This is a genomic window from Flavobacterium sp. CFS9, assembly GCF_041154745.1.
GTDB lineage: Bacteria > Bacteroidota > Bacteroidia > Flavobacteriales > Flavobacteriaceae > Flavobacterium.
On the sequence record NZ_AP031573.1, the window covers coordinates 2,889,078 to 2,915,442 of the forward strand.

Annotated in this window: 19 protein-coding genes; 14 read left to right on the forward strand and 5 right to left on the reverse strand. The window is 35.5% G+C overall.

Translation table 11 applies throughout. The features are described from left to right. Window positions 1-343 precede the first annotated feature (343 nt). The 6 genes from ACAM30_RS12505 to ACAM30_RS12530 all read left to right on the forward strand — a co-directional run bounded on the left by ACAM30_RS12505 (window position 344) and on the right by ACAM30_RS12530 (window position 10,785). Complete coding sequence (locus ACAM30_RS12505; RefSeq protein ID WP_369614965.1) at window positions 344-2,332, forward strand: glycoside hydrolase family 2 protein; 1,989 nt, start codon at window positions 344-346, stop codon at window positions 2,330-2,332. A 174-nt stretch (window positions 2,333-2,506) separates the two neighbouring features. After that, entirely contained in the window at window positions 2,507-4,783 is a 2,277-nt protein-coding gene (locus ACAM30_RS12510) for a GH92 family glycosyl hydrolase (protein WP_369614966.1), read from the forward strand. Window positions 4,784-4,858: 75 nt separating this feature from the next. Further along, on the forward strand, window positions 4,859-7,144 hold the full coding sequence (locus ACAM30_RS12515; RefSeq protein WP_369614967.1) for a GH92 family glycosyl hydrolase: 2,286 nt from the start codon (window positions 4,859-4,861) through the stop codon (window positions 7,142-7,144). A 4-nt stretch (window positions 7,145-7,148) separates the two neighbouring features. Next, window positions 7,149-8,609 carry a glycoside hydrolase family 125 protein gene (locus ACAM30_RS12520; protein WP_089077755.1) on the forward strand — a complete coding sequence of 487 codons (1,461 nt, stop codon included), beginning with the start codon at window positions 7,149-7,151 and terminating at the stop codon, window positions 8,607-8,609. A gap of 159 nt (window positions 8,610-8,768) precedes the next feature. Further along, entirely contained in the window at window positions 8,769-9,671 is a 903-nt protein-coding gene (locus ACAM30_RS12525) for an ROK family protein (protein WP_369614968.1), read from the forward strand. 109 nt (window positions 9,672-9,780) lie between these two features. Beyond that, window positions 9,781-10,785 (forward strand): isoaspartyl peptidase/L-asparaginase family protein, encoded by a 1,005-nt coding sequence (locus ACAM30_RS12530; RefSeq protein WP_369614969.1) that lies wholly within the window; start codon window positions 9,781-9,783, stop codon window positions 10,783-10,785. A gap of 149 nt (window positions 10,786-10,934) precedes the next feature. On the opposite strand, the gene ACAM30_RS12535 is transcribed toward ACAM30_RS12530, so the two are convergent. After that, a complete protein-coding gene (locus ACAM30_RS12535) occupies window positions 10,935-11,483 on the reverse strand; it encodes a DUF4494 domain-containing protein (protein WP_264532406.1) in 549 nt (182 codons plus the stop codon). A 124-nt stretch (window positions 11,484-11,607) separates the two neighbouring features. Beyond that, window positions 11,608-12,324, reverse strand: a complete 717-nt coding sequence (locus tag ACAM30_RS12540; RefSeq protein ID WP_369614970.1) for a helix-turn-helix transcriptional regulator — start codon at window positions 12,322-12,324, stop codon at window positions 11,608-11,610. 254 nt (window positions 12,325-12,578) lie between these two features. On the opposite strand from ACAM30_RS12540, the gene ACAM30_RS12545 reads away from it, so the two are divergent. Continuing rightward, window positions 12,579-14,285: a hypothetical protein gene (locus ACAM30_RS12545; RefSeq protein WP_369614971.1), complete on the forward strand. Its 1,707-nt coding sequence runs from the start codon at window positions 12,579-12,581 to the stop codon at window positions 14,283-14,285. Window positions 14,286-14,614: 329 nt separating this feature from the next. Further along, complete coding sequence (locus ACAM30_RS12550; RefSeq protein WP_369614972.1) at window positions 14,615-16,564, forward strand: outer membrane beta-barrel protein; 1,950 nt, start codon at window positions 14,615-14,617, stop codon at window positions 16,562-16,564. A gap of 100 nt (window positions 16,565-16,664) precedes the next feature. Here ACAM30_RS12550 and ACAM30_RS12555 read toward each other — a convergent pair whose 3' ends face one another. Next, entirely contained in the window at window positions 16,665-17,762 is a 1,098-nt protein-coding gene (locus tag ACAM30_RS12555; RefSeq protein WP_369614973.1) for an exopolyphosphatase, read from the reverse strand. Window positions 17,763-18,282: 520 nt separating this feature from the next. Between ACAM30_RS12555 and ACAM30_RS12560 the strand changes: the two genes are divergently transcribed. From ACAM30_RS12560 to ACAM30_RS12575, 4 genes are all read left to right on the forward strand, one after another. Further along, complete coding sequence (locus ACAM30_RS12560) at window positions 18,283-19,017, forward strand: class I SAM-dependent methyltransferase (protein ID WP_369614974.1); 735 nt, start codon at window positions 18,283-18,285, stop codon at window positions 19,015-19,017. 196 nt (window positions 19,018-19,213) lie between these two features. After that, entirely contained in the window at window positions 19,214-21,226 is a 2,013-nt protein-coding gene (locus ACAM30_RS12565) for a M13 family metallopeptidase (protein ID WP_369614975.1), read from the forward strand. 268 nt (window positions 21,227-21,494) lie between these two features. After that, window positions 21,495-21,968 (forward strand): hypothetical protein, encoded by a 474-nt coding sequence (locus ACAM30_RS12570; RefSeq protein ID WP_369614976.1) that lies wholly within the window; start codon window positions 21,495-21,497, stop codon window positions 21,966-21,968. Window positions 21,969-22,087: 119 nt separating this feature from the next. Then, complete coding sequence (locus tag ACAM30_RS12575) at window positions 22,088-23,023, forward strand: hypothetical protein (protein ID WP_369614977.1); 936 nt, start codon at window positions 22,088-22,090, stop codon at window positions 23,021-23,023. A 161-nt stretch (window positions 23,024-23,184) separates the two neighbouring features. Here the strand turns inward: ACAM30_RS12575 and ACAM30_RS12580 are convergent, their stop codons facing one another. Together ACAM30_RS12580 and ACAM30_RS12585 are read right to left on the reverse strand one after the other, a co-directional pair. Then, complete coding sequence (locus ACAM30_RS12580) at window positions 23,185-23,589, reverse strand: XRE family transcriptional regulator (RefSeq protein ID WP_369614978.1); 405 nt, start codon at window positions 23,587-23,589, stop codon at window positions 23,185-23,187. Between the two features lie 117 nt (window positions 23,590-23,706). Then, the gene (locus ACAM30_RS12585; protein ID WP_369614979.1) at window positions 23,707-24,597 is read right to left on the reverse strand and encodes a winged helix-turn-helix domain-containing protein; all 891 of its coding nucleotides are present in this window, start codon (window positions 24,595-24,597) and stop codon (window positions 23,707-23,709) included. A gap of 137 nt (window positions 24,598-24,734) precedes the next feature. Here ACAM30_RS12585 and ACAM30_RS12590 point away from each other — a divergent pair, with 137 nt between their 5' ends. Then, window positions 24,735-25,283, forward strand: a complete 549-nt coding sequence (locus ACAM30_RS12590; protein ID WP_369614980.1) for a hypothetical protein — start codon at window positions 24,735-24,737, stop codon at window positions 25,281-25,283. A 514-nt stretch (window positions 25,284-25,797) separates the two neighbouring features. Further along, window positions 25,798-26,361, forward strand: a complete 564-nt coding sequence (locus ACAM30_RS12595) for a hypothetical protein (protein ID WP_369614981.1) — start codon at window positions 25,798-25,800, stop codon at window positions 26,359-26,361. Window positions 26,362-26,365 lie beyond the last annotated feature (4 nt).

Genomic DNA, 26,365 nt, shown 5'->3' on the forward strand with positions numbered 1-26,365 from the left:
GGACAGACTTTTAAGAAATCGAAAATCAGAAATCGAGAGTTTAAAATCAACAATCTAAGAATAGTTAAAGCTGGGCAGCCGTAAAAAAAAGGAAATGATTTCAGAATATTTTGTTAGTTGCTTTTATTCCGTAATAAAAACCTAAAGCGAGAAGGAAATAATTGAAAAAGATTTATCCTTCTCCAACTGCCGGCGACAGCATTGAAAAAATACAATAATTTATTATTCAGCTAATACCGATTCTGTATTCAATATAGTCTCATAAAAATTCGACTATTTTCATACTATATCGGCATTATACCAGAAAACAGAAGACTAGATACATAATTATAATTGGTATAAAATGGAGTATAAAAAAAGATTTTATTGGTTTGTCGGCGTTTGTCTCGCCAATTTTTCATTGGCGGCAAATGCTCAAAATAAAGATTTAAAAACCAGCTGGCAATATCGGGAAACTAAAACCGAAAAATGGTATCCTGCAACAGTTCCGGGAGAAATACATACCGATTTGCTGAACAATAAAACCATACCGGATCCATTTTACCGGGACAATGAAAAAAAACTAACCTGGATTGAAAAGAAAGACTGGGAGTATAAAACCACTTTTCAGGTAAGCCCGGCAACACTCGCTAAAAAACATACAGAACTGGTTTTTGACGGACTGGATACCTACGCCACCGTATATCTGAACAATCAGATGGTTTTGAAAGCAGACAATATGTTCCTGCAGTGGCGTGTAGACGTAAAAAAAGTACTGAAATCAGGGAATAACAATCTGGTTATTGTGTTTAAATCGGCGCAAAATGTAGTAGATTCCCTAGCTAAGAAAGATTTACCTTTTGTAATTCCCGACAATCCACGTGCGTATGTACGTAAAGCGCAATACCATTTTGGCTGGGACTGGGGGCCAAAATTCACCACTTGCGGAATTTGGAAAACTCCGCGTTTAGAAGCTTACGATAAAAAAGAAGGAGAGAAGCCGTATGTGTTAGATCGTAAAATCGAATTGGTTCAGGAGCCGGATAAGGTGGGGAAAACGTTCTATTTTAAAATCGATGGAAAACCGGTTTATATGAAAGGAGCCAATTATATTCCGTCGGATGCATTTCTTTCCAGAGTGACCAAAAAAGAATATGAAAAAGTAATTGGCAGGGCCAAAGAGGCTAATATGAATATGCTTCGCGTATGGGGAGGTGGTATTTATGAAGACGATTATTTTTATGATTTATGCGATAAAAACGGCATCTATGTGTGGCAGGATTTTATGTTTGCAGGAACAATGGTACCGGGAGATGATGCTTTTTTCGCCAATGTAAAAAAAGAAGTTCAGTATCAGGTGAAACGTTTACGCCATCACAAGAGTATTGTTTTGTGGTGCGGCAATAACGAAATCGACGAAGCTTTTAAAGATTGGGGATGGCAAAAAAGCATGAAAATGCCCAAACAGGATTCTATTCGTTTATGGAAAGACTACGTTCGTTTGTTTCAGGACAGTATCCCAAAATGGGTAAAAGAAGTAGACGATAAACGGCCATATATTAGTTCTTCACCATCATTTCACTGGTCGAAAGCAAAAAGTCTAACCGAAGGCGACAGTCATTATTGGGGAACCTGGTGGGGATTGGAAGATGTGGAAGCCGTGCAGAATAAAACAGGACGTTTTGTGAGCGAATACGGAATGCAGGCCATGCCAAATTATTCTTCTATAGAAAAATTCACTGTACCTGAAGACCGCTATTTGTATTCGGATATTTTGCAGGCCCATCAAAAAGCAGGAAAAGGATTCATGAAATTAGATTCGTATCTGAACCGATATTTTATTGATTCGACCAAAATCAAGAAAATGAATGTTGAGGATTATACCTATCTGACACAGTGTTTACAGTATTATTCCCTTAAAAATATTATCGGAATCCACCGTTCAAAAGCACCTTACAATATGGGAACATTGGTTTGGCAGCTTAACGATTGCTGGCCGGTAGCAAGCTGGAGTGTTACCGATTATTACGACAGACAGCCTAAAGCAGCCTGGTACGCCATGAAAGAAGCTTATCGCGATGATAAAACACCAGAAATTGATTTAACCCGTCCGATCAATCTAAAATTGGAAGACCCAAAAATCAGCTGGCAGGTAAAAGGAAATAAACTGACTTTAAAAGCTTCAAAATTTGCTAAATACGTCAACGTTTCCATAAAAGGATATACCGGAAAATGGAGCGACAACTATTTCGATCTGAAAGCAGGAGAAGAGAAAACCATTACGTTTGAAGGTGCAATAGCAAAGCCGGTCATTAGAGTTTATTCTTTATATGATGTTTTAAAAAGGTACTAAGTTACTAAGGTTCTAAGGTGCTGAGGTTCTTAGATTTTTAGTTGCAAAGGTACAAAGGTTCAAAGAGACATAGGTATTTTGTAGAGGAGCATGATAGTGCTTGTACTTTGTGTCCTTTGCGTAAATCCTTGCGCACTTTGCGGTTAAGTTTTATGTTCAAAATAAAATAATAATATGTTTACAAAATATAACAAAATAGCTTTTAGCGGTATTTTAGCTTTAAATCTATTTTTTGCCAATCCGGTTGTTTCACAGCAAAAGAAGGCAAAACAGACCAATTCAGATTATACACAATATGTCAATCCGTTTATAGGTTCTGCGGGTCACGGACACGTATTTGTGGGGGCTAACGTTCCATTTGGAGCAGTACAATTAGGGCCCGTTAATGTCTTTGAAGGCTGGGATTGGTGCAGTGGGTACAACTATGCCAGTAATACTATTTTAGGTTTTACCCACACTCATTTAAGCGGAACAGGAATTGGAGATCTTAATGATATTTTGCTGTTACCGGTATCCGGAAAGGTGCCGCTTACCAAAGGAACAAAAGAAGATATGACTACCGGTTATGGTTCTTATTTCTCCCATCAGAACGAAGTGAGTAAAGCCGGATATTACAGCGTTTTCTTAGACAAATATAAAATTAAAGCAGAACTGACCGCCAGCGAAAGAGTTGGTTTTCATAAATATACTTTTAATTCCGCCACAGACAATCACGTTTTACTGGATCTTGCAGACGGAATTGGCTGGGACAAGCCGGTTAAAACGTATATCAAAAAAATAAATGCAACTACGCTTGTTGGTTATAGATACTCGGCGGGCTGGGCTGCAGATCAGCGTATTTTTTTCACTATGGAATTTTCTGAACCAATTGCTGCGATGGCCTTGTATGATGCTACTACTGCAGTTGCAGGAAGCGAGGGAGAAGCCGTAAAAATGAAAGCGGTTTTAGATTTTAAAACCTTAAAAGACAAACAGATCTTAGTAAAAGTCGGAATATCTCCGGTAAGTTATGAGAATGCTTCGGCAAACATTAAAGCCGAAATTCCGGGTTGGAATTTTGAGGCTGTAGCCAAAGAAGCGACTTCAAAATGGAACAAAGAACTCAACAAAATTCAGATCAAAGCAGATGATAAAACCATGAAAGTTTTTTACACTGCGATGTACCACACCATGTTTGCACCTTCTATCTTTAATGATGTTAACGGAGATTACAGAGGTACCGATAAAAAAGTATACGAAAAAGCAAATTTCACCAATTACACAACCTTTTCACTTTGGGATACGTATCGCGGACTGCATCCGTTGTATACCCTTACACAGCCCGACAAAATCAATGATATTGTAAAATCGTTTTTGGCCATCTACGAACAGCAGGGAAGATTACCGGTTTGGCATTTAATGGGGAATGAAACCAATACCATGAACGGAAATCACTCCATAGCGGTTATTGTTGATGCTTACATGAAAGGCTACCGAGGATATGATGTTGCTTTGGCTTATGAAGCCATCAAAAAAACGGCCATGCAAACCCGTGACGGAATGGATTATGTACAAAAACTGCAATACATCCCGGCTGATAAAATGCTCGAATCTGTTGGGAACGCTTTAGAATATGCTATCGACGATTATTGTGTAGCACTAATGGCAAAAGATCTGAACAAAACCGACGATTATAATTATTTCTCCAAAAGAGCCAATTTATACAAATTGTACTTCGACAAAGAAACCACTTTTATGAGAGGTAAATTGACGGATGGAAACTGGAGAACGCCATTCAATCCACTTTCATCAGCACACCGAAAAGACGATTATGTAGAAGGAAATGCCTGGCAGTACACCTGGTTAGTTCCGCAGGATCCTTATGGTTTGATTGATTTGTTCGGAAGTGAAGAAAAATTTCTGGCTAAATTAGATTCTCTTTTCTTAATCACAGACAAAGTAGAAGGTGAAGAAATCTCTCCGGATATTAGCGGCTTAATTGGTCAGTACGCACAAGGAAACGAACCCAATCATCATATTCCGTATCTGTACGTTTATGCAGGGCAGCCTTGGAAAACGGCAAAACTAATCCGTGAAATCGACGATAAATTCTATTCGACAAAACCCGATGGATTATGTGGAAACGAAGATTTGGGGCAAATGTCGGCTTGGTACGTTTTCTCTTCTATGGGATTCTATTCGGTTAATCCAGCCAACGGAATTTATGTATTAGGAAGTCCGTTAGTCAATACGGCAACGATACATCATAAAGAAGGTATCTCGTTTACATTGAAAGCTATCGATAATAACAAGACAAACATCTATATCCAAAAAGCGGAGTATAACGGAAAACCTTATACAAAATCCTATATCACACATGATATGATTGTAAAAGGAGGAGAACTGAAACTGTTTATGGGAAGCAAACCATCGACAACTTTTGGAGTTAGTAAAGCAGATAGACCTTTTTAAGAAGTCTTCAGTTTTCAGTCGCAGTTTTCAGTTGCATTTTACATCTAACATTTCACAATTCACATCTCACATAAAATGAAAATAAAGAGTTTACTTTTTTTAGGACTATTGCAATGCTTCGGTTTTGTCAATGCACAGATCAAAGCAGTAGATGCTGTAGAGTATGTAAATCCGTTAATGGGAACACAATCTTTGCACAGTCTTTCGAACGGAAATACCTATCCGGCGATTTGCAGACCCTGGGGAATGAATTTCTGGACACCGCAAACGGGAAAAATGGGTGACGGTTGGGCCTATATTTACACTGCTGATAAGATCAGAGGATTCAAACAAACCCATCAGCCATCACCTTGGATGAACGATTACGGACAGTTTTCGATCATGCCGGTAACTGGTAAACTGGCTTTTACCGAAGACGAGAGAGCAAGCTGGTTCAGTCATAAAGCTGAGGTTTCAAAACCATATTATTACAGCGTTTACTTAGCCGATTATGATGTAACCACAGAAATTACCACTACCGAAAGAGCGGCACATTTTCAGATTACATTTCCGGAAAACGAACAGTCTTCTATCGTAATTGATGCTTTTGACAAAGGATCTTACATCAAAATAATTCCGTCCGAAAATAAAATTATTGGTTATACCACCCGCAATAGTGGTGGAGTTCCGGAGAATTTCAAAAACTATTTTGTGTTGCAATTCGACAAGCCTTTTGCCACTACTGCTGGCTGGCACGGGAAAACTTTAGAAAAAGACAAACTCGAATTAAAAGACAATCATGTAGGTGCTGTTATTGGATTTAAAACTAAAAAAGGAGAAATCGTAAACGTAAAAGTTTCCTCTTCATTTATTAGTTTCGAACAAGCCGAATTGAATTTAAAGAACGAATTAGGCATGGCATCGTTTAGGGAAACCGTAGCACAATCCAAACAAGAATGGAACAAAGTTTTAGGAAAATTAACCGCAGAAGGTGGAAGCGAAGAACAGCTAAAAACATTCTATTCCTGCTTATATCGTACTGTTTGTTTTCCGCAAAAACAATATGAGATCAATGCAAAAGGAGAAACAGTACATTACAGTCCGTATAACGGTAAAGTATTACCGGGTTATATGTATGCAGGAACAGGTTTTTGGGATACGTTCCGCGCCTTGTATCCTCTGTTAAATCTGGTTTATCCTTCGATCAACAAAGAAATGCAGGAAGGACTTATCAACGACTACAAAGAGGGTGGTTTTCTGCCGGAATGGTCAAGTCCGGGATTTAGAGATGTGATGGTAGGAAACAATTCAGCTTCGGTAGTTTCAGATGCTTACATGAAAGGATTACGCGGTTATGACATCAATAAATTGTACGAAGCCTTAGTACATGGAGCAAATAACGAAGGACCTTTAGAAGCAGTAGGACGAAAAGGAGTGTCGTATTACAATACTTTAGGTTATGTTCCTTATGATGTAAAAATTAATGAAAATGCGGCACGAACATTAGAATATGCCTATGATGATTTTGCGATTTGGAAATTAGCTAAAGCATTAAACCGTCCGAAAAAAGAAATCGATTTGTTCGAAAAAAGAATGATGAATTATAAGAACCTTTATAATCCTGAAATCGGATGGATGAGCGGTAAAAATAAAGACGGAAGTTTCCCGAAAAATTTTAATCCACTTAAATGGGGAGATGCTTTTACAGAAGGAAATGCTTTGCATTATAGCTGGAGTGTCTTTCATGATGTACAAGGTTTAATCGATTTAATGGGAGGAGAGAAAAAATTCACCGCCAAATTAGATGCCGTTTTTACGACTCCTCCGGTTTTTGATGACAGCTATTACGGAGCTGTTATTCATGAAATTCGCGAAATGCAGATTATGAATATGGGACAATACGCTCATGGCAATCAGCCGATTCAACACATGATTTATTTGTACAATTACGCCGGAGAGCCGTGGAAAACACAATATTGGTCAAGAGAAGTGATGAACCGTTTGTACAAACCAACTCCCGACGGTTATTGCGGAGATGAGGATAACGGACAAACTTCGGCCTGGTATATTTTCTCTGCCATGGGATTTTATCCGGTTTGCCCGGGAACCGACGAGTATGTGCTTGGAGCACCTTTGTTCAAAAAAATTACGCTCGAACTTGAAAATGGAAAACAATTGATCATCAATGCTCCAAACAATTCAGCCGACAACAAATATGTTCAGGAATTAAAGTGGAACAACACCATCCATACCAAAAACTTCATCAATCACTTTGAAGTATTAAAAGGAGGGGAATTCAATTTCGACATGAGCAGTAAACCAAATGTACAAAGAGGAACTTCTTCAAGTGCCTATCCATATTCTTATTCAACTTCAAAATAATACTATGCAGTCACGTAGAAAATTTATAAAAAATACAGGGATTTTTTCAGCAGGATTATTAGCGCTTCAAACGGATGTTTTCGGAATGCAGTCGGATGCATTTAATTTTTCGATCAAAGATTTTGTAAGTAAAAGACCTCCCTTGGCAGAGCGAAAATTTACCAGTAAAGCAATTGAAGCTGCCATTGTAAGAATCAAAAAACAAATTGCCAATCCGGAACTGGCATGGCTGTTTGAAAACTGTTTTCCGAACACCTTAGATACCACTGTCGATTTTGAAATTATCGACGGAAAACCGGATACTTATGTCATTACAGGAGATATCGATGCCATGTGGCTGCGTGACAGTACAGCGCAGATCTGGCCTTATATTCCGTTTGTAAAAGAAGATAAAAAGCTGGCAGAATTAGTAAAAGGAGTCATCAACCGTCAGACCAAATGTATTTTGCTTGATCCTTATGCGAATGCTTTCTACAAAGATTTTGCGCAAGTGAGCGAGTGGAAAAACGACATGACCAAGATGCAGCCCGGAATTCACGAGCGCAAATGGGAGATTGACAGTTTATGTTACCCGATACGATTGGCGCACGGATACTGGAAAGAAACCGGAGACATCAGTTTGTTCGACAGCAAGTGGAAAGAAGCCATGCTTTTGGTATTGCAGACGTTCAAAGAACAGCAAAGAATGCATGACAAAGGGCCTTACAATTTCCAGAGAGTTACAGCCTGGGCAACAGACGGAGTGCCTTTAAGCGGTTACGGTTATCCGGTAAAACCATGCGGATTAATCGTTTCGACTTTCAGACCAAGTGACGACAGTACTTTATTTGGCTATTTAATTCCGAGTAATATGTTCGCGATTGAAGTATTGGGGTATTTGATCGAAATTTTCTCTTTACCGGCTTTAAAAGACGATAATTTGGTCGCTAAAGCCAAAGAATTGCGCGGACAGGTTCAAAAAGGACTGGAAGAAAACGGAATCATCGAACATCCTAAATTCGGAAAAATCATCGCTTTCGAGGTTAATGGTTACGGCAGTTTCCACATGATGGACGATGCGAATGTTCCTTCTTTATTGTCATTACCTTATTTGGGAGCAATAGCACCTGACAGTCCATTGTATCTGAATACCCGAAAAGTGGTACTTTCAGAAAACAATCCGTTTTTCTACAAAGGAAAAGCAGGAGAAGGAATTGGCGGGCCACATACCGGGACAGACACCATTTGGCCGATGAGTATTGTTTTGAGAGCCATTACCAGTGTAGACGAGCAGGAGATCAAACAATGTATCAGCAACCTGATTAAAACCAATGCCGATACCGGTTTCATGCACGAGTCATTCCATAAAGACGATGTAGCCAAATTTACCCGAAAATGGTTTGCATGGGCCAATACCTTATTTGGAGAAATGATAGTACATACCAGCATTCATTATCCTCAAATTTTAAAAGACAAAAACATTTAAACTAAAATATTTGCCATTAAGGAATTAGTAAGACTGGAGATAAAAATATTCCCCATTAAGAAATTAAGCAGTTAGATTGAATCAGCTTAATTTCTTAATGGTGAAAAAAACTAAATTTTTCCTAATCCTTATATCGGTTCAAATCCAAAATACAAAAGAATGAATAAAGAATATGCCGTTGGATTAGACATTGGAGGTACACATATCACTGCAGCGATTATTGATATTGTAGATATGAAAGTGATCGATTCTTCACTGCACAAAGAATCTTTCGATTCGAATTTGCCTGTAGAAGAAGTAATGGCCATTTGGGAAAAAGCAATTCGTATCGCAATCGAAAACTCAAAAGTAGAAAATACCACAGGGTTGGCTGTTTGTATGCCCGGTCCGTTTGACTATGAGAATGGGGTTTGTTGGATAAAAGGACAATCAAAATACGAGCATTTTTATGGACTCAATGTTCGGGATTTGTTTCAGAATCAATTGAAACTGTCGGGTGATTTTCCGATATTGTTTGAAAACGATGCCGTTTGTTTTGGTAAAGGAGAAGTCTTTAAAGATGCTGAAAACCTTTCTAAAAAAGTAATGGCCATCACATTAGGGACAGGACTTGGAGCTTGTTTTATAGACAAAGGAACCTCTATAAGTACAGGAAATGCGGTACCAAAAGACGGTGAAATTTATGACCTTCCCTACAAAGAAGGCATAGCCGAAGACTATGCTTCAGTACGCGGACTTTTGGGCGGGTATTTCGCTTTAAGCGGAAAAAAACTGAACAATGGTTTAGAACTTTTTAATCTGGCAACAGCCGGAGATGCGTTGGCCGTGAAAGCATTTGAGCAGTTAGGAGAAGATTTGGCAGCCATCGTAGCGCCATGGTTAGAAAAATTCGCTGCGGATAGTTTTATCATTGGCGGAAAAATTGCCAATGCCAGTGAATTTTTTCTACCAGTATTCAATAAAAAAATAAAAGAAGCCGGAAGCACCATCAGTGTTGCTGTTTCTACAGACAACGAAAAAGCAGCTTTATTAGGAGCAACAAGTTTGCTTTACACAGCATAGTTTTGATTATATTAGAGGCCACAGAGTAAAAAGATTTACACAGATTAAGAAATCCTTTGAATCCTTATAATCTGTAGCAAAAAAAATAGTGGTCCATAAAACATTAGATATGACAAATTCAAATCGCAGGAATTTTATAAAAACAGCAGCTATAGCTTCAGCAGCTATAGCCTTGCAATCTTTTCATTCCAACTCGGAAGAAGAAGAAAAAAGCACAGTTTCTAAAAAAGGAAAAAAGCCTATTGTGCTTTCCACCTGGAGATTTGGAATTCAGGCCAATGAAGCCGCCTGGGAAGTTCTAAAAAGCAAAGGAACCGCTTTAGACGCTGTTGAAGCCGGAGTTAAAATTCCCGAAGGCGATCCCAAAGAAAGAAGTGTTGGGTATGGCGGACGCCCGGACAGAGATGGTCGTGTAACGTTGGACGCCTGTATTATGGATGAAAACGCCAATATAGGATCAGTTGCTGCTTTAGAATATATCAAACATCCCATATCGGTTGCAAGAGCAGTCATGGAAAAAACACCTCATGTGATGCTGGTGGGTGATGGAGCCTTGCAATTTGCAGTAGCACAAGGTTTCAAAAAAGAAAACCTGCTGACAGAGGAATCTGAAAAGGAATGGAAAGAATGGCTCAAAGACAGCAAATACAAACCCATTGCCAATATCGAGAACCACGACACCATTGGGATGATCGCTTTGGATGCCAACGGTAATCTTTCCGGAGCCTGTACCACAAGCGGAATGGCATTTAAAATGCACGGCCGTGTTGGTGATTCGCCAATTATCGGAGCCGGTTTATATGTCGACAATGAAATAGGGGCCGCAACCGCTACGGGGCATGGTGAAGAAGTCGTAAGAATTTCGGGCTGCCACCTTGTGGTGGAATTAATGCGACAAGGCAAATCACCTCAAAAAGCCTGTGAAGAAGCCGTTGCCCGCATCGTAAAACTAACCAAGAACCGAAACAAAGATTTAAAAGACATTCAGGTAGGTTTTATTGCCCTGAACAAAGCAGGAGAATATGGTTCGTATTGCATTCAGGGAGGTTTCAACTATGCCGTTTATGACGATACCGGAAACCGTTTAATCGATGCCGATTTTTTCCTGAAGTAGGAAAATAACTTTGTATATAAGAGTAAAAAGCAAAAGCTTCGGAGAAATCCGAAGCTTTTGCTTTTTTATAATTTTAAAGAGAAATCTAAAAAAAGAAATCTGTCTAAATCTGCGTTTTCGCTTTAGCGAATCTGCCGGATCCGTGTACACTATTCCTCCAATGCAGTCTCAAATTCCATATGATCAATAACTTCTGCGGCTGCCTGTGCAGGTTTAGAAGCTTTTAGTCTATTGAATCTTTCCAGTTGTTCTGCTTCTCCTTCTTCACCGCTGAAATAAGGGAAAACATCCATAATAGGTGACTCAGAAACCGCCGGGATAGAATATTCTCCCATAGTGCTTTGCATCACATGCAGCGTGTTGTCGTAAGCCTCCCTCACATCATTGGCCTGAACCAGCATGTACATATTAGACTTTCTTTCTTTACCGCTTTCTTCATCATAAGCCAATAAAGAAACCTTGGATTTAAACCAACGGTCTGTATTTTCAAATGGGTGAATTTCGGCGTAATTGGCCACTTTTATATTGGTGATTTTAAATTCTTCACTGATATAAGCCGACATCTCTTCATTAATTCTTCTTTCAGCTTCTGTATAAGACAAAGCATCTACCAAATAAGGCTCTGTTAAAACTTTTTGCCCTCCGGTTTCGTCCGTTTTTCTATATTTTACCTTGCATTCGTACCAAGTTGCGCTCATCTTTATTATTTTTTTAAGGATGCCAAAGATAGATTTTACCGAAAAAAAATCTCCTAAAATTATGAAATAGATATTCACAATTTTAGAAGATTTAAGGTAAGTTTTTGATTTTTAAGACTTAATGTTAAAAGTTGGAATTGATTCGAATTGTCGCTTTTACTAAAGCTAATCCTTCAACATTTTCAAGAAGAATATCCTTCGATTCATAACGGCTGTTTTCGCTAACCAGTTTAATCCAATCTTCTCCTTTGTCAGATTTTTGTACCCATCGGATCAGGAGAAATTCTTCCGGTTCATCAGTTACTACAGAAATCAAATACATTTCTCCCCAAATAATATGTTCGATCCTGCGGCTCATTTTTTTATAAATGATAAGGTCACCGCTCTTTAAAAAAGGATACATGCGATCTCCACTTACATAAATAGCGCCATCGCATTTGGGTAAGTTGGGAACCGAGACGTAGTCAATTGGTTTTTCTTCCGATTCTTTAAATAAGGAAACTGCCCCGTCAGCATTCTCAACATCATAAACCGGTACAAATTGCTTCTTCAGTGTTTTTGTGGTCGTGACTTCGTAAATAGTAGAAGGTTCCTCAATCTGACTCATTTTAATTCCCCATTCGTACTCAAAAAAGGCCGCATTTTCAAGCATATGCCCTTTTCCTGTCAGAAGCCATTCCGGATTAATTTCAGGATAAATGCGAAGTATCTGCTCTATTTTTGATGCACCAACATCTTTAACCTTATCCAAAAAGCCGTTAGAAAGACCCGTTTCGATATAAAATTTTCTTCTATTAATTCCTTTATAGTCAATAATTTGTAAGATTCTGTTTACGATCATTGCAATTATTTTTAGATTATAACATATTTTTATTGCTTTTTATAGGATAAAATCTATATATTTGTAAGTAAAAAAGCACAAAAATGATGTTTTGAACAAACGTACGAAAAAAAAGATAAAATACACTACTAAAGGGTAAGGTCGTCAAAATTTTAGAAGAAAAATAAAACTAGTATGATCAGGCGTTCTTTAAGTTATAAAATGAAAGTAAAAGACAGATCGATCGATGAGGTTTAACATAAAAAGAATACAAGATGAATTATATACTCCGAATAGACCCGAAAAACCCATATAAGGAACGATTAGAAAAAGCTATTGTAAACCTGCTTCCTTTCGTTGACGCAGAAGCCGTTTATCTGTCTTTTAATAAAAGCAATAAAGTAACAGTCATCACTTTTATTCTGAAAAAAGAGACTGATGAGGAGGAAGAGGTTTTGGAGGAAATACAGGACAAAGTTACAAGTACCTATCCAGAATTTATTTTTAGATTTATGGATTCTGACTGTGCTAAAAAGGGCTTTAAAAATGGGAAACCTTACTTTGTTCAGCATTGTACGTTAAAAGAGTTAATTTATTTTGAACCGGGAGCTAAAGTTTTTTACCCTCGTGAAGATACCTCTAAAAAGCTGCTTAAAAAAGCAAAAAAGAGGTTTTCTCTTGATATGGAAGCCGCAGTGGTATCTTTTAGAAATGTATCTGTTTACAGCGGAAAAAATAAAAATGAAGAAGCCGTATTTGCCTTGTATCAGACCCTGCGATACATTTATATCTGTGCCTCAGAATTTTTCACTGCTGTATTTATTAGTAATACCTGCTTGTTTCAACAATATGACTATATCATCAAATATGCGCCTTCATTTAAAAAAGTATTGAATAAGAATACAGCGCTTCATAATGAGATAGTTGAGATGCTTAATAAAGCCTACTCCTGTGCCATGAAAAACGAAGAGATGGGGGATATAGATCCGGAGCTGCTGATTAAGGCAAAAATAAAAGTTGAGTTGATGCAGAAAGAATTGAACAGATTGTTTTTGGAGTATAAAACATTTTGTAAGGAAAAGATGCGAAAATTGTGTAGGCAAGAATGCACCGGAAAGTACATTTTCAACGAAAAGATTCCATCTAACTATTTTGTAGACGATGCTTTGAAAAGTATTAATGATTTGATGATTGTTAATTCAAATATAAGATGTGTCTACTGTTTTGGTTATATCATACTTCACGATCAGGAAAATAAGTCCAAAAATTACTCTGCTAAACTTCCCGGGTATCATTTTTATTTGCTTATTATCAATTTGGATCAAGCTCAATATGAAATCGCCCCAATGGAGGAACTTATTCTGGAAAAATTTGAGGGCAGGCATCAGGCAACCGTTCTTAGCCATTCGGCAGAATTGATCCGTAAGAAAAAAGCATACCAGAAGTGTTTTTTTGAAGATGTCAAAACACACGGGCTTTTAATTTACAATGCTCCTTACTATTCTGTTTATCTTAAAAAGTATCGTCGAAGTTGGGAAACTGAATTTAAAGAGAAATATGAGAAAGAAAGAGTTCTAATAGCAGGACAGCTTTTTGCTGATGCTGAGCATTATTTGAGTGATAATAATGTTACTGTTAAAAGGGTGCTTTTTAGAAGAGTGATCGAGCAAATTGGTTTAGGACTCATTTATTTGCATTTGGGATATCTTTCAGATAAATTATCGATGAACAGTTTATTTTCATTATTAAAGTACATTCAGAGAATCGAGCTTCCTTTTGATCATGAAAATGAAAAAGAAGCTAAGATTTTACAATACCTGTTTGAAACAGCGGTAGTATCTATAAATAAAGAAGCACAAGATAACAATAGTGATTACGATAAATTGATCGAAAACAGATGTATCTTATTTTTAAAACATGCAAAAGATCAGGTTACGAAAGAAGCCATAAAATTAGACTTTAAGAAGCCAATATACTTTTAGTTGATTACTGAACTTGGTAAAGAGTTCTATTTTAAAATTGCACAAAGTCTTTTTGACTTGGTGCAATTTTTTTGGTTTATAAAGAGGAACTTTCTGAAAGTATCCTATGCTTTTGAAATAAATAAGAGATCAGAGTATAACTTCAGAAACAGAAAACTTTTAAAATCTGACTCATATTATCCCGACCTGATAGTATCTTATCCGATAGGCTTCTTGTGGTACTTTTTTTATAAAAATAGTGGAATTGAGTTTTTTTATTTTGTTTTATTTGCGCCAAATTTTGCCTTTATAAGTTGAAAATTTAACCGCTATCGTTGCCAAGTATCAGAATGAAAAAAAAAATTACGCTACTATTTGTTATAAAATCATTTTTGGTTTTCTCCCAGGAAACAGTTAAAAATGAATGGGCCGACTCCTCAAAAGTTGAAACCCTTCAAGAGATAAAAATTATTAAAAATAGGAGAAAAGCAGGAATCTATAAACTTCATTTGCCCAAAGAAATTTTGAAAAATGAAAACATGGGTAAAACGTTGCGACGGGTTGAGAACATTACTTTGGATAATAGCAAGACAGTTTATTTTAAAGGAAAAAAAATCAAAAACTATATTTATAATGACAAAGTAATCACTCAGGAAGAATTTTTCAAGTTATTGTCTGAGAACATTGTTTCCTTTCAGATTGTTGAGAATTATTTTAATTTGTCCAATGGCGAGACCGAACTTGTTATAAAAGTAAAGGACAATAATGGTAATGTTGATAATATAAAAGGTACAGTTGATGGAACGCTGGGGCTCTTGCAGGAGTTCAATTTTTTAGGGTTGAATCTGTTTTATAAAAAAAATAAATTTTCGACAATTCTGAATATTTCTAATCTTAAAAATGTTTCCGATAACAGTTCAGAAGAAATGTTCAATGATAAAACTTTAAACTATTCCAATCATAGGGTTTTGTATCAGTCAAATTTTTCAATGCTTACTATTTTTGAGATCGATAAGTCAAGCAGTCTTTCGCTGCGAAACAAATACTCCATAGTAGATGAAAACAGAAGGAGTATTTTTCCGGATTTATCAGAGGCATCTTATTTTTTTCTTATCCGGGATTATAACACAAATTTGAGGTACGAGAAGAAGACAGAAAATAATTTAGAGTATAAACTCAATTTAGATTATGTAAGTAACAATAATAAAATTGAGAATACGTCCAATAAGTCGAATCAAAAATTTACAGAATGGACGTTTAGTTCTTCGGTTTCAAAGTCAATTGATAAGCTTTATATTCAATCGGCACTGGTATTGACCTGTCGCAATTATGTTTTCGACAATGTAACAAACAGGAGTGAGGTGAAGCAAAATATAGTTACCCCTTTTATTAGTTTTAGTTACGATTTAAACCCTAATAATTCATTATCGTTTGGCAACAGATTTCAGTTCTCTCAGGATAAAGTAAACCATGAAGCTGTTTTTGATCATAATTTTTATCTGCCAAATTTCACCTATTTTTCGAAATTTGATTCGATAGTAGATTTGGAGTTCAATTATAAGCGGTACGTTGTCAGACCAAGTATAAGATCAATTTCTAATTTCACGTATCAGGACTTTAATAATAATTCAATTGTCAATCCTTCTTACTTAGAGCCGGAAATCAATAATTCGTTTTCTCTCGATTTGGTGAAGAATATAAAGAAAGTAGATATAACTCTAAACTTCGGTTACTTAACATCATCTAACAATATTTCTGTTGTTAATGAACTAAATGACTACAAAATGATCTCTGAAAATACAAATCTGGATTCTTATAATAGTAGTTCTGTTGGTACTTCAGTCTCATTTAAATTTTATAAAGAATCCAGATTTAATTTGAACTATAGTTATACCAAATTAAAAATGAAGAAGGAGAATGAGATCTATGAAGGTTTTGTAAATTATCTCGATTTATCGGTTAGCGGGAATATAGATAAAAGCACCATGTATTCAATCAACTCTTATTATATCGACAGGTTTTACGATTTTAATTTGTACCGTTCAGTGAAACCGGATATCTCGTTCAGTCTATCCCGAAATTTCTTAAAAGACAGATTAAATATCAATCTGGAGTATAGAAATATTTTGAATACTGATGCAAACAGAATGTTGCGATTTACAAATAATACCAATTATTATGCGTTAGACAACAGGAATACATCTCATATGATTTTAGTAAATGCATCCTACAATTTCGGAAAAACATTTAAAGTAAATCGCAAATACATTCGCAATATTAACTCGGATATGAAGCTGTAAACTGGTGTAAAGATTCATGTTATTTTTAATTTTATTAGGTGCTTCATAGATAAAAAAAAGCTTCAGATTTCTCTGAAGCTTTGTCTTGATGATGAGGTTCTTAAAAATTGGTGTTTACCTTTTTAGAACGGTCTGCAATGTAAGAGATAAGCCAGGTTATTGGGCCTTCTTTTACAAAATATATTTTTTTCTTCTCTAAATTAGGGATACTCTCCACACAAGCTTGTAGGATGTTATTTGCCGAAATAAGGTATTTCTGGTCGTATATATTTAATACTCTTGCAGCTTCGGCGTTGGTTTTAGCAAGGGTGTTAAACTTGTTGAAATTATTCTTTAGAATCGCATCGTAATCGATAACGTCTTCCAGTTTTATTGGCAGATAATGGTCTTTTGTATTTTCATTGTAATACAAGGTTGTAAAAGCCCATACAGCTCCACCGGACAGATAGATTTTTTCCTTTTTTAATAAAAGCGGATTTGCATCAAGCATATCCTTTATCTTTTTACGAACAATCGGATTAAAATCAAAAGATTTTTCCTGATACACGGCCATATCGCTGGCCTGACTTTGGTTTGCAACCGTTTTTTTTACGGCATCAGTAAGTGACATCGTACCAAAATCAAGTTCTAAAGGCATAAACTCTAATTTACCATCCTGAAGTTCGTCAATGTATCCACCTTTTGTACTTGCAGCACCAATATCAAGGTGCAGAGCGTTAGCATAATCAACAGGTGGTATAGAACCTTTAACCAGTATTTTAGCTTCCTCGTCAACATTGATAATATCAAGCTCTTTGTTAGTTAGCGTACTGATTTTGTTTTTTAAAGCATCAACGTTACGTGCAGATCCAAAAACAGAAGAAGCTACTAAAAAGATGTTCTCTTCCGGAATCTTAAATTGTGCTCTAATTTTGGTCAATTGAGTAAAAACAATTAAACCGGCTTTGTTGATATCTTCCTGAGTAAGCTCACCGGTAGCGGTGATATGTTTGGCGAAACTCAGACCTTCGTCATTGGAATAATAGATGATTTTGTAATCAGCTTTTTTAATGTTACTTACATCAAGAACAGAAACTTTTATCGTTCTGCGGCCGATTTCAATTCCGGCGAAAATATTTTTTTGAGCAAGAGTACTAATGGAGAAAAATAAACTGAAAAGTATAAAAACTAGAACTTTGGGGTTGTGTTTTTTAAGCATTGTATTTAGTTATGATTGTAATATAATTTATTGTTGATAAAAACTGTAGGTTGTTGTTGTTGTTGTTGTTGTTGTTGTTGTTGTTGTTGTTGTTTGAAAATTAAAGAGTTAAATTGAAAATGATAGTTTTGATGTAAAAAAGCAAAACCGAAAAGTGAATTTTTTAAGAGTGATTAAGAGGTTTTTGGAATCACTTTAAAAAGTAAAAAGGACTTCATAATTGTTAATGTGTAAATGACTAAATTAAGGTGTAATTCTTTATCAGGCCTGAAAAACAGCGCGCTAAAAAACTACTAAATATTTTAGGGCGCAAATTTATAAAAACAATTACGAATACAGCCCCAGTTATTAAGAAAACATATTATTTAATTGTTAAGCGGTGCAGGTATTTTGAGTTGGATGCATAATTTTCTTAAGTTTTGTACTTTTGTGTGTTCCGATTTTAGTGCAAAATGATGAGATTGATAGAGATAAGATATTTATTATTGTGCTGTTTAGGTTCAATAAAAAAGAATAAGAGATGAAACAAAATATTTATGATGATATTGATTTTTTTGAGAACTATGGTAAAATGCCGCGTTCGATAGAAGGTCTAAATGCAGCAGGAGAGTGGCATGTTTTAAAAAATATGCTGCCTGATTTTCAAGGGAAAAATGTTCTTGATCTTGGCTGTGGTTATGGCTGGCATTGTATTTATGCAAAAGAACAGGGAGCGGAGAATGTAATTGGAGTTGATTTGTCAAAGAAAATGACTGATAAAGCAAAGGAAAATTCTAAAGGACTATCAATAGAATATTATCAAAAACCAATTGAAGATATTCAATTTGAAAACGAGCAGTTTGATATTATTTTCAGTTCGCTTACGTTTCATTACATACAAGATTTGGAAGTTCTTTTTCGTAAAATAAATCAATATTTAAAAAGAGGAGGAAGTTTTGTTTTCTCTATGGAGCATCCTGTTTTTACTGCTAAAGCGGAGCAGGATTGGTATAAAGATGAGAATGAAAACCGACTGCATTGGCCGGTCGATCATTACCAGAACGAAGGCGAGCGACAAACCAATTTCTTAGGTCATAAAGTAGTGAAATACCATCGAACTGTAGCAAGTATTTTAAATGCTGTAATTCATTCAGGTTTTAATATTACACAAATATCCGAGCCTAAACCGTCGGATGAAATTATTGAAAAATACCCGGAAATGACAGACGAATTAAGAAGACCCATTTTTATCATGATTGCTGCCGGTAAATCATAAACCGATGATTATGTAGTACTAATAAATTACGGCTTATAATTCAGATTTTTTTAAGTAGTATTTCTAACATGAGCTTTAAAATTAAAAACTGAATTCGTATATTGTTCTGCTAAAGTCAAACATGTCAGTCATATAGATTTTAGAATACCTGCTTTCAAACATTTTTCAGTTCATTTTAATAGAAATTATTTAGACTATGAAAAAATCATTAGCGCTTTTCGCTGCGTTCTTAGCTTTTACAGCGTGTTCAAAACATCAAGGGAAAAAAGATATCGCTATCACCGGAATAGATTCCACATTGCGGCCTGGAGATGACTTTTTTAGATATGTAAATGGAAAATGGTACGATTCAGTATCAATACCAGCATCTCAAGCCGGAGTAGGGGTGTATATGTTTATGAATTATCCGCAGCGAATGCGTCTGCAGGGAATATTAGACAGTATTTCAAAAAGCGAGAATTCAGCAGGAAGTATAGCGCAAAAGGTAGGAGACTTTTATGCATCTGGTATGGATACGGTAACTATTGACAAACGCGGTTATACACCTATCAAACCCCTGCTTGCTAAAATTGAAGCCATTAACGACTTACCATCTTTAATGAATTTTGTGGTCAACGAACTAAAAGTGGGCAATTCTTCTATTATAGGTTTTGGAGTGTCAACCGATGATAAAAACAGCAGTATGAACATTGCTCAACTTTATCAAACGGGTATTGGTTTACCTGACAGAGATTATTATTTCAAATCAGATGCACCCACTGCGGCCATACAGGAAGCGTACAAAAAATACCTGGTTACATTATTTCAACAAACAGGCAGCAATGCTGATGAGGCAAAAAAGAATGCCGATTTGGTTTACGATATCGACAAACAACTCGCCGCCTCGCATAAAACAAAAGTTGAACTTCGCGATGTGCAGGCCAATTACAATAAAACAGCTGTGACAGAGCTCGTTAAAAAACATCCCAACATTGACTGGACTACTTTTTTAAATAATTTAGGGGCTAAAACCGATTTTATTAATGTAGGCCAGCCTGCCTATTATGATGCCCTTAATAAGCTTTTAAAAACCATTCCTATTGCTAATTGGAAAATTTACCTGAAAGCAAATTCTTTAGAAAGATATGCCGACGATTTAAGCAAGCCTTTTGTTGATGCCTCATTTGAGTATACCAAAGTGCTTTCGGGTCAGGCGGTTCAAAAATCACGTGGCGAAAAAATGGCCAGTGTTTTAGATACTTACTTAGGAGAAGCATTGGGCGAATTGTATGTAAAGAAATATTTTTCGGAAGAGGCTAAAAAGCGTATGTTAGTTCTCGTGAATAACTTGCAAAAAGCCTACGCCAAAAGAATTGATAATTTGGAATGGATGAGTCCTGTTACGAAACAAAAGGCGAAAGAAAAATTGGCCGCCATGACGAAGAAAATTGGTTATCCGGACAAATGGAGAGATTATAGCAAGGTAAAAATTGCCAGAGATACCTATTTTGAGAATATGGTTTCGGCCAGTACAGCGGCCTATCAATTTCAATTGGCAAAATTGGGTAAACCGGTTGATCGATCAGAATGGTATACTACAGTTCCAACGGTTACGGCCTATAATAACCCTACGGCAAATGAAATTGTTTTTCCGGCAGGTATTCTACAAGCTCCCTATTTCGATAATGATGCAGATGATGCCCTTAACTACGGAGGTATCGGAATGGTTATAGGTCACGAAATAACCCATACTTTTGACGATCAGGGTGCTCAATATGACAAGGACGGTAACCTGAAAAACTGGTGGACCAAAGAGGATTACGCAGAGTTTAAGTCAAGAATACAGCAGGTTATCAATTTGTACAGTACCTATACGGTTTTAGGTGATCTGCACATTAATGGCGCCATGACAGTTGGTGAAAATACAGCGGATATTGCCGGAATAGCAGTTGCTTACGACGCTTTTAAAATGACCGAACAAGGAAAAGGGAACACAAAAATTGACGGCTTCACTCCGGATCAACGCTTCTTTATTTCTATAGCTAAAATATGGAGAGTAAAAATGAAAGACGAATTCCTGCGTTTGTGGATAAACAATAACCCGCATTCTCCACCAAACTGGCGTGTGAATGGTCCTCTAATGAATACGACACCTTTTTACAACGCATTTAACGTACAACCTAAAGATAAAATGTTTTTACCGAAGAAGGACAGAATAACAATTTGGTAATACACCTTCTCTGAAGTGTTTCTATAAAAAAAATGCGCAAAGGTCTCTGTGAACTTTGCGCATTTTTTTTGGCTTTTTAGAGATTGTAAAATTTATAAAAGGCTCTTATTTTGATAATTTGTAATGAAAAAGATATATTTGAAAATAAATAATTGTGTGAAATTTATCATACATATTTACCCAAACTTGGATGGTTTTGTTACCTAATATAATTAAGGGCATAATCTTAAAAGACTAAACCCAAAAATTAAAAACTAAAGCATATGTTATGATTAATTCGAATGCATTAAATGATTATTCAAATAAAATCTATGAATATTTAAAAAAGAATGATAGCAAATTACTTGAAAATATATCATTGCAACCTTCTGATTTTGGAAAAAATCACATTTTTATAGAACTCGTAACTAAAAACGAAAATAGTGTTTCAAATTTATTCTTAAGTTCCGAAGACAATCAATTAACCGTTGGATTTGACAACTACCATTGTCATTTTGATAGTTTTAGTGAACAAGATTTTGAAGAAGAAATGAAAATTGCATTGGATTTTTTTTATAAGATATTAAATGAAGAACTTTTTGTTGTTTGCGCGGGTGGTGGAGCTACAACTTTATTAACAAATGAAGAAATCAATATTATTGAAAGCGGGAAGAAACTTGAAAGATTTGATTATGATTGTATTACATATTATGTGACTTCTTGGAGCGGCAATTACGATAGAGTCTTTAAAAATGCTAATTAGATAAACAATTGGCTTGATGAAACGTTGGTTATGTATTTGGTTTGATTTGGCAAAATTGAAAAATAGGGCCTAGTTTAGTTTTAAATCTGATGTAGTACTAGAGCGTTATGTGATATTTTATGAAAAAACTGCAAAAAATAGTATTTTTATTTTTTTTACTTCTTGTCTCTTGTAAGAATGATAAACCGGATTTATCTTTTGACAAGGAACATGAAAAAATGCATCAAGAGGAAAAAAAAATTTCAGAAGCATTTACAAATTTTGACAATCTTTTAATTAAACTATATGCTGAATCTGAAAAAAGACCAGATAAAGTTCTTAGAAAAGTAGACAGTTTATTGCTCGCAAACAAGAACGAAAAAGATAGATATATATCACAAATTAAACCTAATATTGACCGAAGCCTACATAGTTTTAAAGCAGAGTTGTTTTATAATATTGGCAAATACAAAGAATCAATCAGTGAACTAAATATCGAAGGTGATAAAACCGGAGATGCAGCTATCGCTTATGCTGCAAACTATGTTAAATTAAAAGACTTTAAGACTGCTAAATCATTTATTGACAGTATTGGTAATTGGAATGGTAACTATTATGCGCTCGGAAATTATTATGAAAGTATAGGAGACAAAATCTCGGCTCTTAAAACATATAAATATAACCTTGAAGAAGACAAATCGAGAAAACATTTTATTTATTACGTGTGGACTAAAAAAAGGGTTGAAGAGCTTGAAAAAAATAAACCTTTGCTCAATGGAATTTTTTTTCCTACTGGAAATCCAAGTTTTGAAATTTGTGAGATTTGTAATGTGGACAATAAAAAACGAGAAAAGATTACGCAATTATTGATGCAAATACCTGAAAATCTAGATTGGTCTTCAACTACCATTTTAGAATCTCCATATGATACTGGAAAAAGTTATTATTGGATTAGAGTAGAAGTCGGGAAGAAAGAATTAAATTATTATGTAGACCAAGAAACTTTTGAAATAAAATATTTCAATCCAAAAACTAAAACTGTAATGACATTGGATGATTGGCGTAAAGGGAAATAAAACGGTTTACAGCTGCTATTACCCCCCCCCCTGCTGGCGCGAGCGTTCCGCTCGTGAATGCAACGAAATGTTAACAAAAAAGAGATAGTTAAAAAAAATAAAGCTTCAGATTTCCCCTGAAGCTTTATTTTGATATTTTTTATAAATGATTTATTCCGAAACTATTTATTGATTAATTTCTCTAAAGCCTTAATCTGCTCATCCTTGGCTTTCAAAAGTTCTAAATTTAGCCTCTTAATTTCTTCCAAAGCTTCTATCCATTTTTCTATTGGGTTTATATTGAAAGTTGGATAATAATTGTATCCGTTAGATTGATCATTAAAAGTATTGGATATAAAATTTAATGCTTGTTCTTCATTGAAATTCTGAAAAGCTTCAACCGGAATTCTTAATGAGTTTGAGATTTGTTTCAATAGGTTATCTTCAATAACATCTTTCTGTTCCAGCATGGAAATTTTCTTTTGGTTCCAGTCTTCTCCCAGATCATAAGCAAGTGCTTCCTGTTTGATGCCAAGCATTTCTCTAAAACGTTTTACGTTTCTTCCCTGATGAATTTTCTGTTCCATAATGAATGTTATTTTTCTGAAGGTTCAAAGATAAAGTTATCTGGACTAAAAGCTCTAATTTCAAAGATAAAAAAACATCTCATAGAAATGTCTTTTTTGTCAGATATTATGCTCAAATTAGAAAGGGATATCAAGTTTATATCCTTTGCCGCGTACCACAACTATTTTGATGTTCGGATCATTTTCCATTTTTTTTCTAAGTTTTGATATGAACATATCGAGACTACGGCCTACAATAACGCCTTCATCTTCCCATATCTCTTTTTGCAGGCGGCTTCTCTCTATGGTCTTGTTGGGTGAGAATGCAAAAATGAGCAATACACGGGTTTCTGTAACAGTCAGGTCTATTGTTTCTTCATTGATGATAAGCTTACGATCATTCGCATTGAACAATACTGAACCCAAAGTGAATGTATTAGTAGGTTGACTTTCGGGTATATGTTTTTGTGGTTTAACTGATTTCAAAAAAATAAATCCAACAAACGCTAAAAATGAAAGCCCTCCAAGAAGATAGCCGTTTTTTGCTGTAATAATGCCCGTTGGTTTAAATTTAATGTTAATCCTGTAACATGTTTTGGGCTGTTTTCTTCCGATACAGGCTACAATATCGTCTTTCTTATTTTTTGAGATCACATATCCATAAGTTACACTGCCATTGCCACAATTGAGAACATTAACAATATAATTACTTGCTCCGGGAGCTTTGTCCAAAAAACGGCCGGTAATATTTATTAGCGAATCTGGCTGAAAAGTAAAGTCATTCTCAAAATTGATTTGATATTCATTTTCGGCAATCTTTTTTACAGGAAGTACTTTCGATGTACTGTCACCCGACTGTAAAAGTAGTTCATGGCCGATTCTGCGGAGCAAAACTTCTCTTCTTGAAATATCAAAATCATTACCATCTCCCATATCAAAAGCCACACAGATTACAGAAATAGACAAGAGTACTATTAGTGTAAACAGGTATCTGCGTTTTCCATAAAGAAGTTTTGGGCTATCAGCCATATTGTCAATGTTTTATTTACAAAGTTTACATTTTTATTTACAATTTAAATCTAATAAATCGAAAAATGTCAAAGTAATTTTGCGGTATAAACTTTAAAGGGAGATTTAACTGTGTTATTAATTAAACCAAAAAAACTATGAAAAAAATTACTTATGCGCTGATCTTATCGCTGGTTGTGGTAAGCGGACTGGTATTTGCGAATTCTGAAATTGAAAGTGGAATTTCTAAAAAACTAACTCAAAAACCAATTCCTGCTGTCGAGAGGAAAATCGCATTGAAGAAATGGAAGGCTACCCCGGATAGTATTGTGTACAAGAACTGGGAAGAGTCTCCGGCAGGTAAAAAAGTGTATGCCAGTGAAGCTAAAATAAGGAAGTCCATTAGTGATTTTACCAATATGGATGGAATTATAACTTCAATTTCTCTTCCGCCGGACTCGAGATTAGGTTTCGGGGTGATGGTAAGAATTAACGGAGAGGATTATATCGTTAGTTTCGGGCCGGAGAACTTTAATGAGGATCAATTTTGGCAATTACATAGTCTAAAAGTTAACGACAGAATAATTATAAAAAGCCATAGTGTGTCACATGCTCCCAAGTATTCTTATCCAATACTATCGGGTGATTATGTAGAACGAGATGGTAAAGTAGTTTATAAACGTGTAATTCCTAAAGACGGCTGCTAGTAAATAAATTACGAATGACGCTCAAATTTGCGCTTTGTTGTGAGTGTCAATTTGGAAAACAACAGCTTCAGAGAAATCTGAAGCTGTTGTATTATCAGTTTATTGCGGATTATTATAGTGTTTATAATGAGTGTGTTCATTCTAATTATGAAAGATCATGATAGTATGTTTGAAAAAATCCCGAATTGATCGCTAGAGTAAAAAAACTGAAGGATTCTGGATGGGGTCAGACTTTGATACTTTGGGATCTTCCGGACACGGCTGAAAGCAAAGATGGGTTTCATTTGGTTCTATTAGGTAATTAAAACAGCAAGACTGCTGAAATTACCCTTTTATTAATGCGAAAAATATTCAATAAATAAACACTGATATTTCTCGGAAATATATACAAGTTAGCAATTATTACAGGGTTATGCTCTGAAACACAGATACAAACGAGTTGAAAATTTTGCTGTAAAATTTGGTTTGTATTGCAAACTACTTTACATTTACAGAGTAAATTAATATCTTCTTTATGGAAAAAGAAATCAAATTGACACCGGAACAGAGTTTGAAGCTTATTACAGAAGTAATTAATCAAACAAAAGAAAACATCAAGGCACATAGCTTTATATTTTTGCTTTGGGGTTGGACTTTGGCTTCGGCAAGTATTTTTCAATTTTTGATTCGAACGAAAACTGATTTTAAATACTATTTTTTGCCATTCCCTATTTTAGTAGCTATTGCATTGATCGTAACAATTAATTACAACCGAAATAAAACATCAGAAACTCATTTGAATTTTTTTCTTAAAAAACTTTGGATGGCTTTGGCTTTTGGCTTTATTACCATTGTATTTGTAAGTGTTTATCAAAAAATTGAACCCTTTACTTATACATTGATATTAGCTGCAATTGGCACAACAGTTTCGGGGATGGCAATGAAATTTAAACCGTTGATGTTTGGTGGTGTTTGTTTCCTTATTGCATCTATTTGTTGTGTTTTTATTACAGACGAATTCAAAGTTTTGCTTCACGGTTTTGCAATTGTTGTAGGTTATTTAATTCCGGGATACATACTTAAAAATTCAAAATTATAATAGA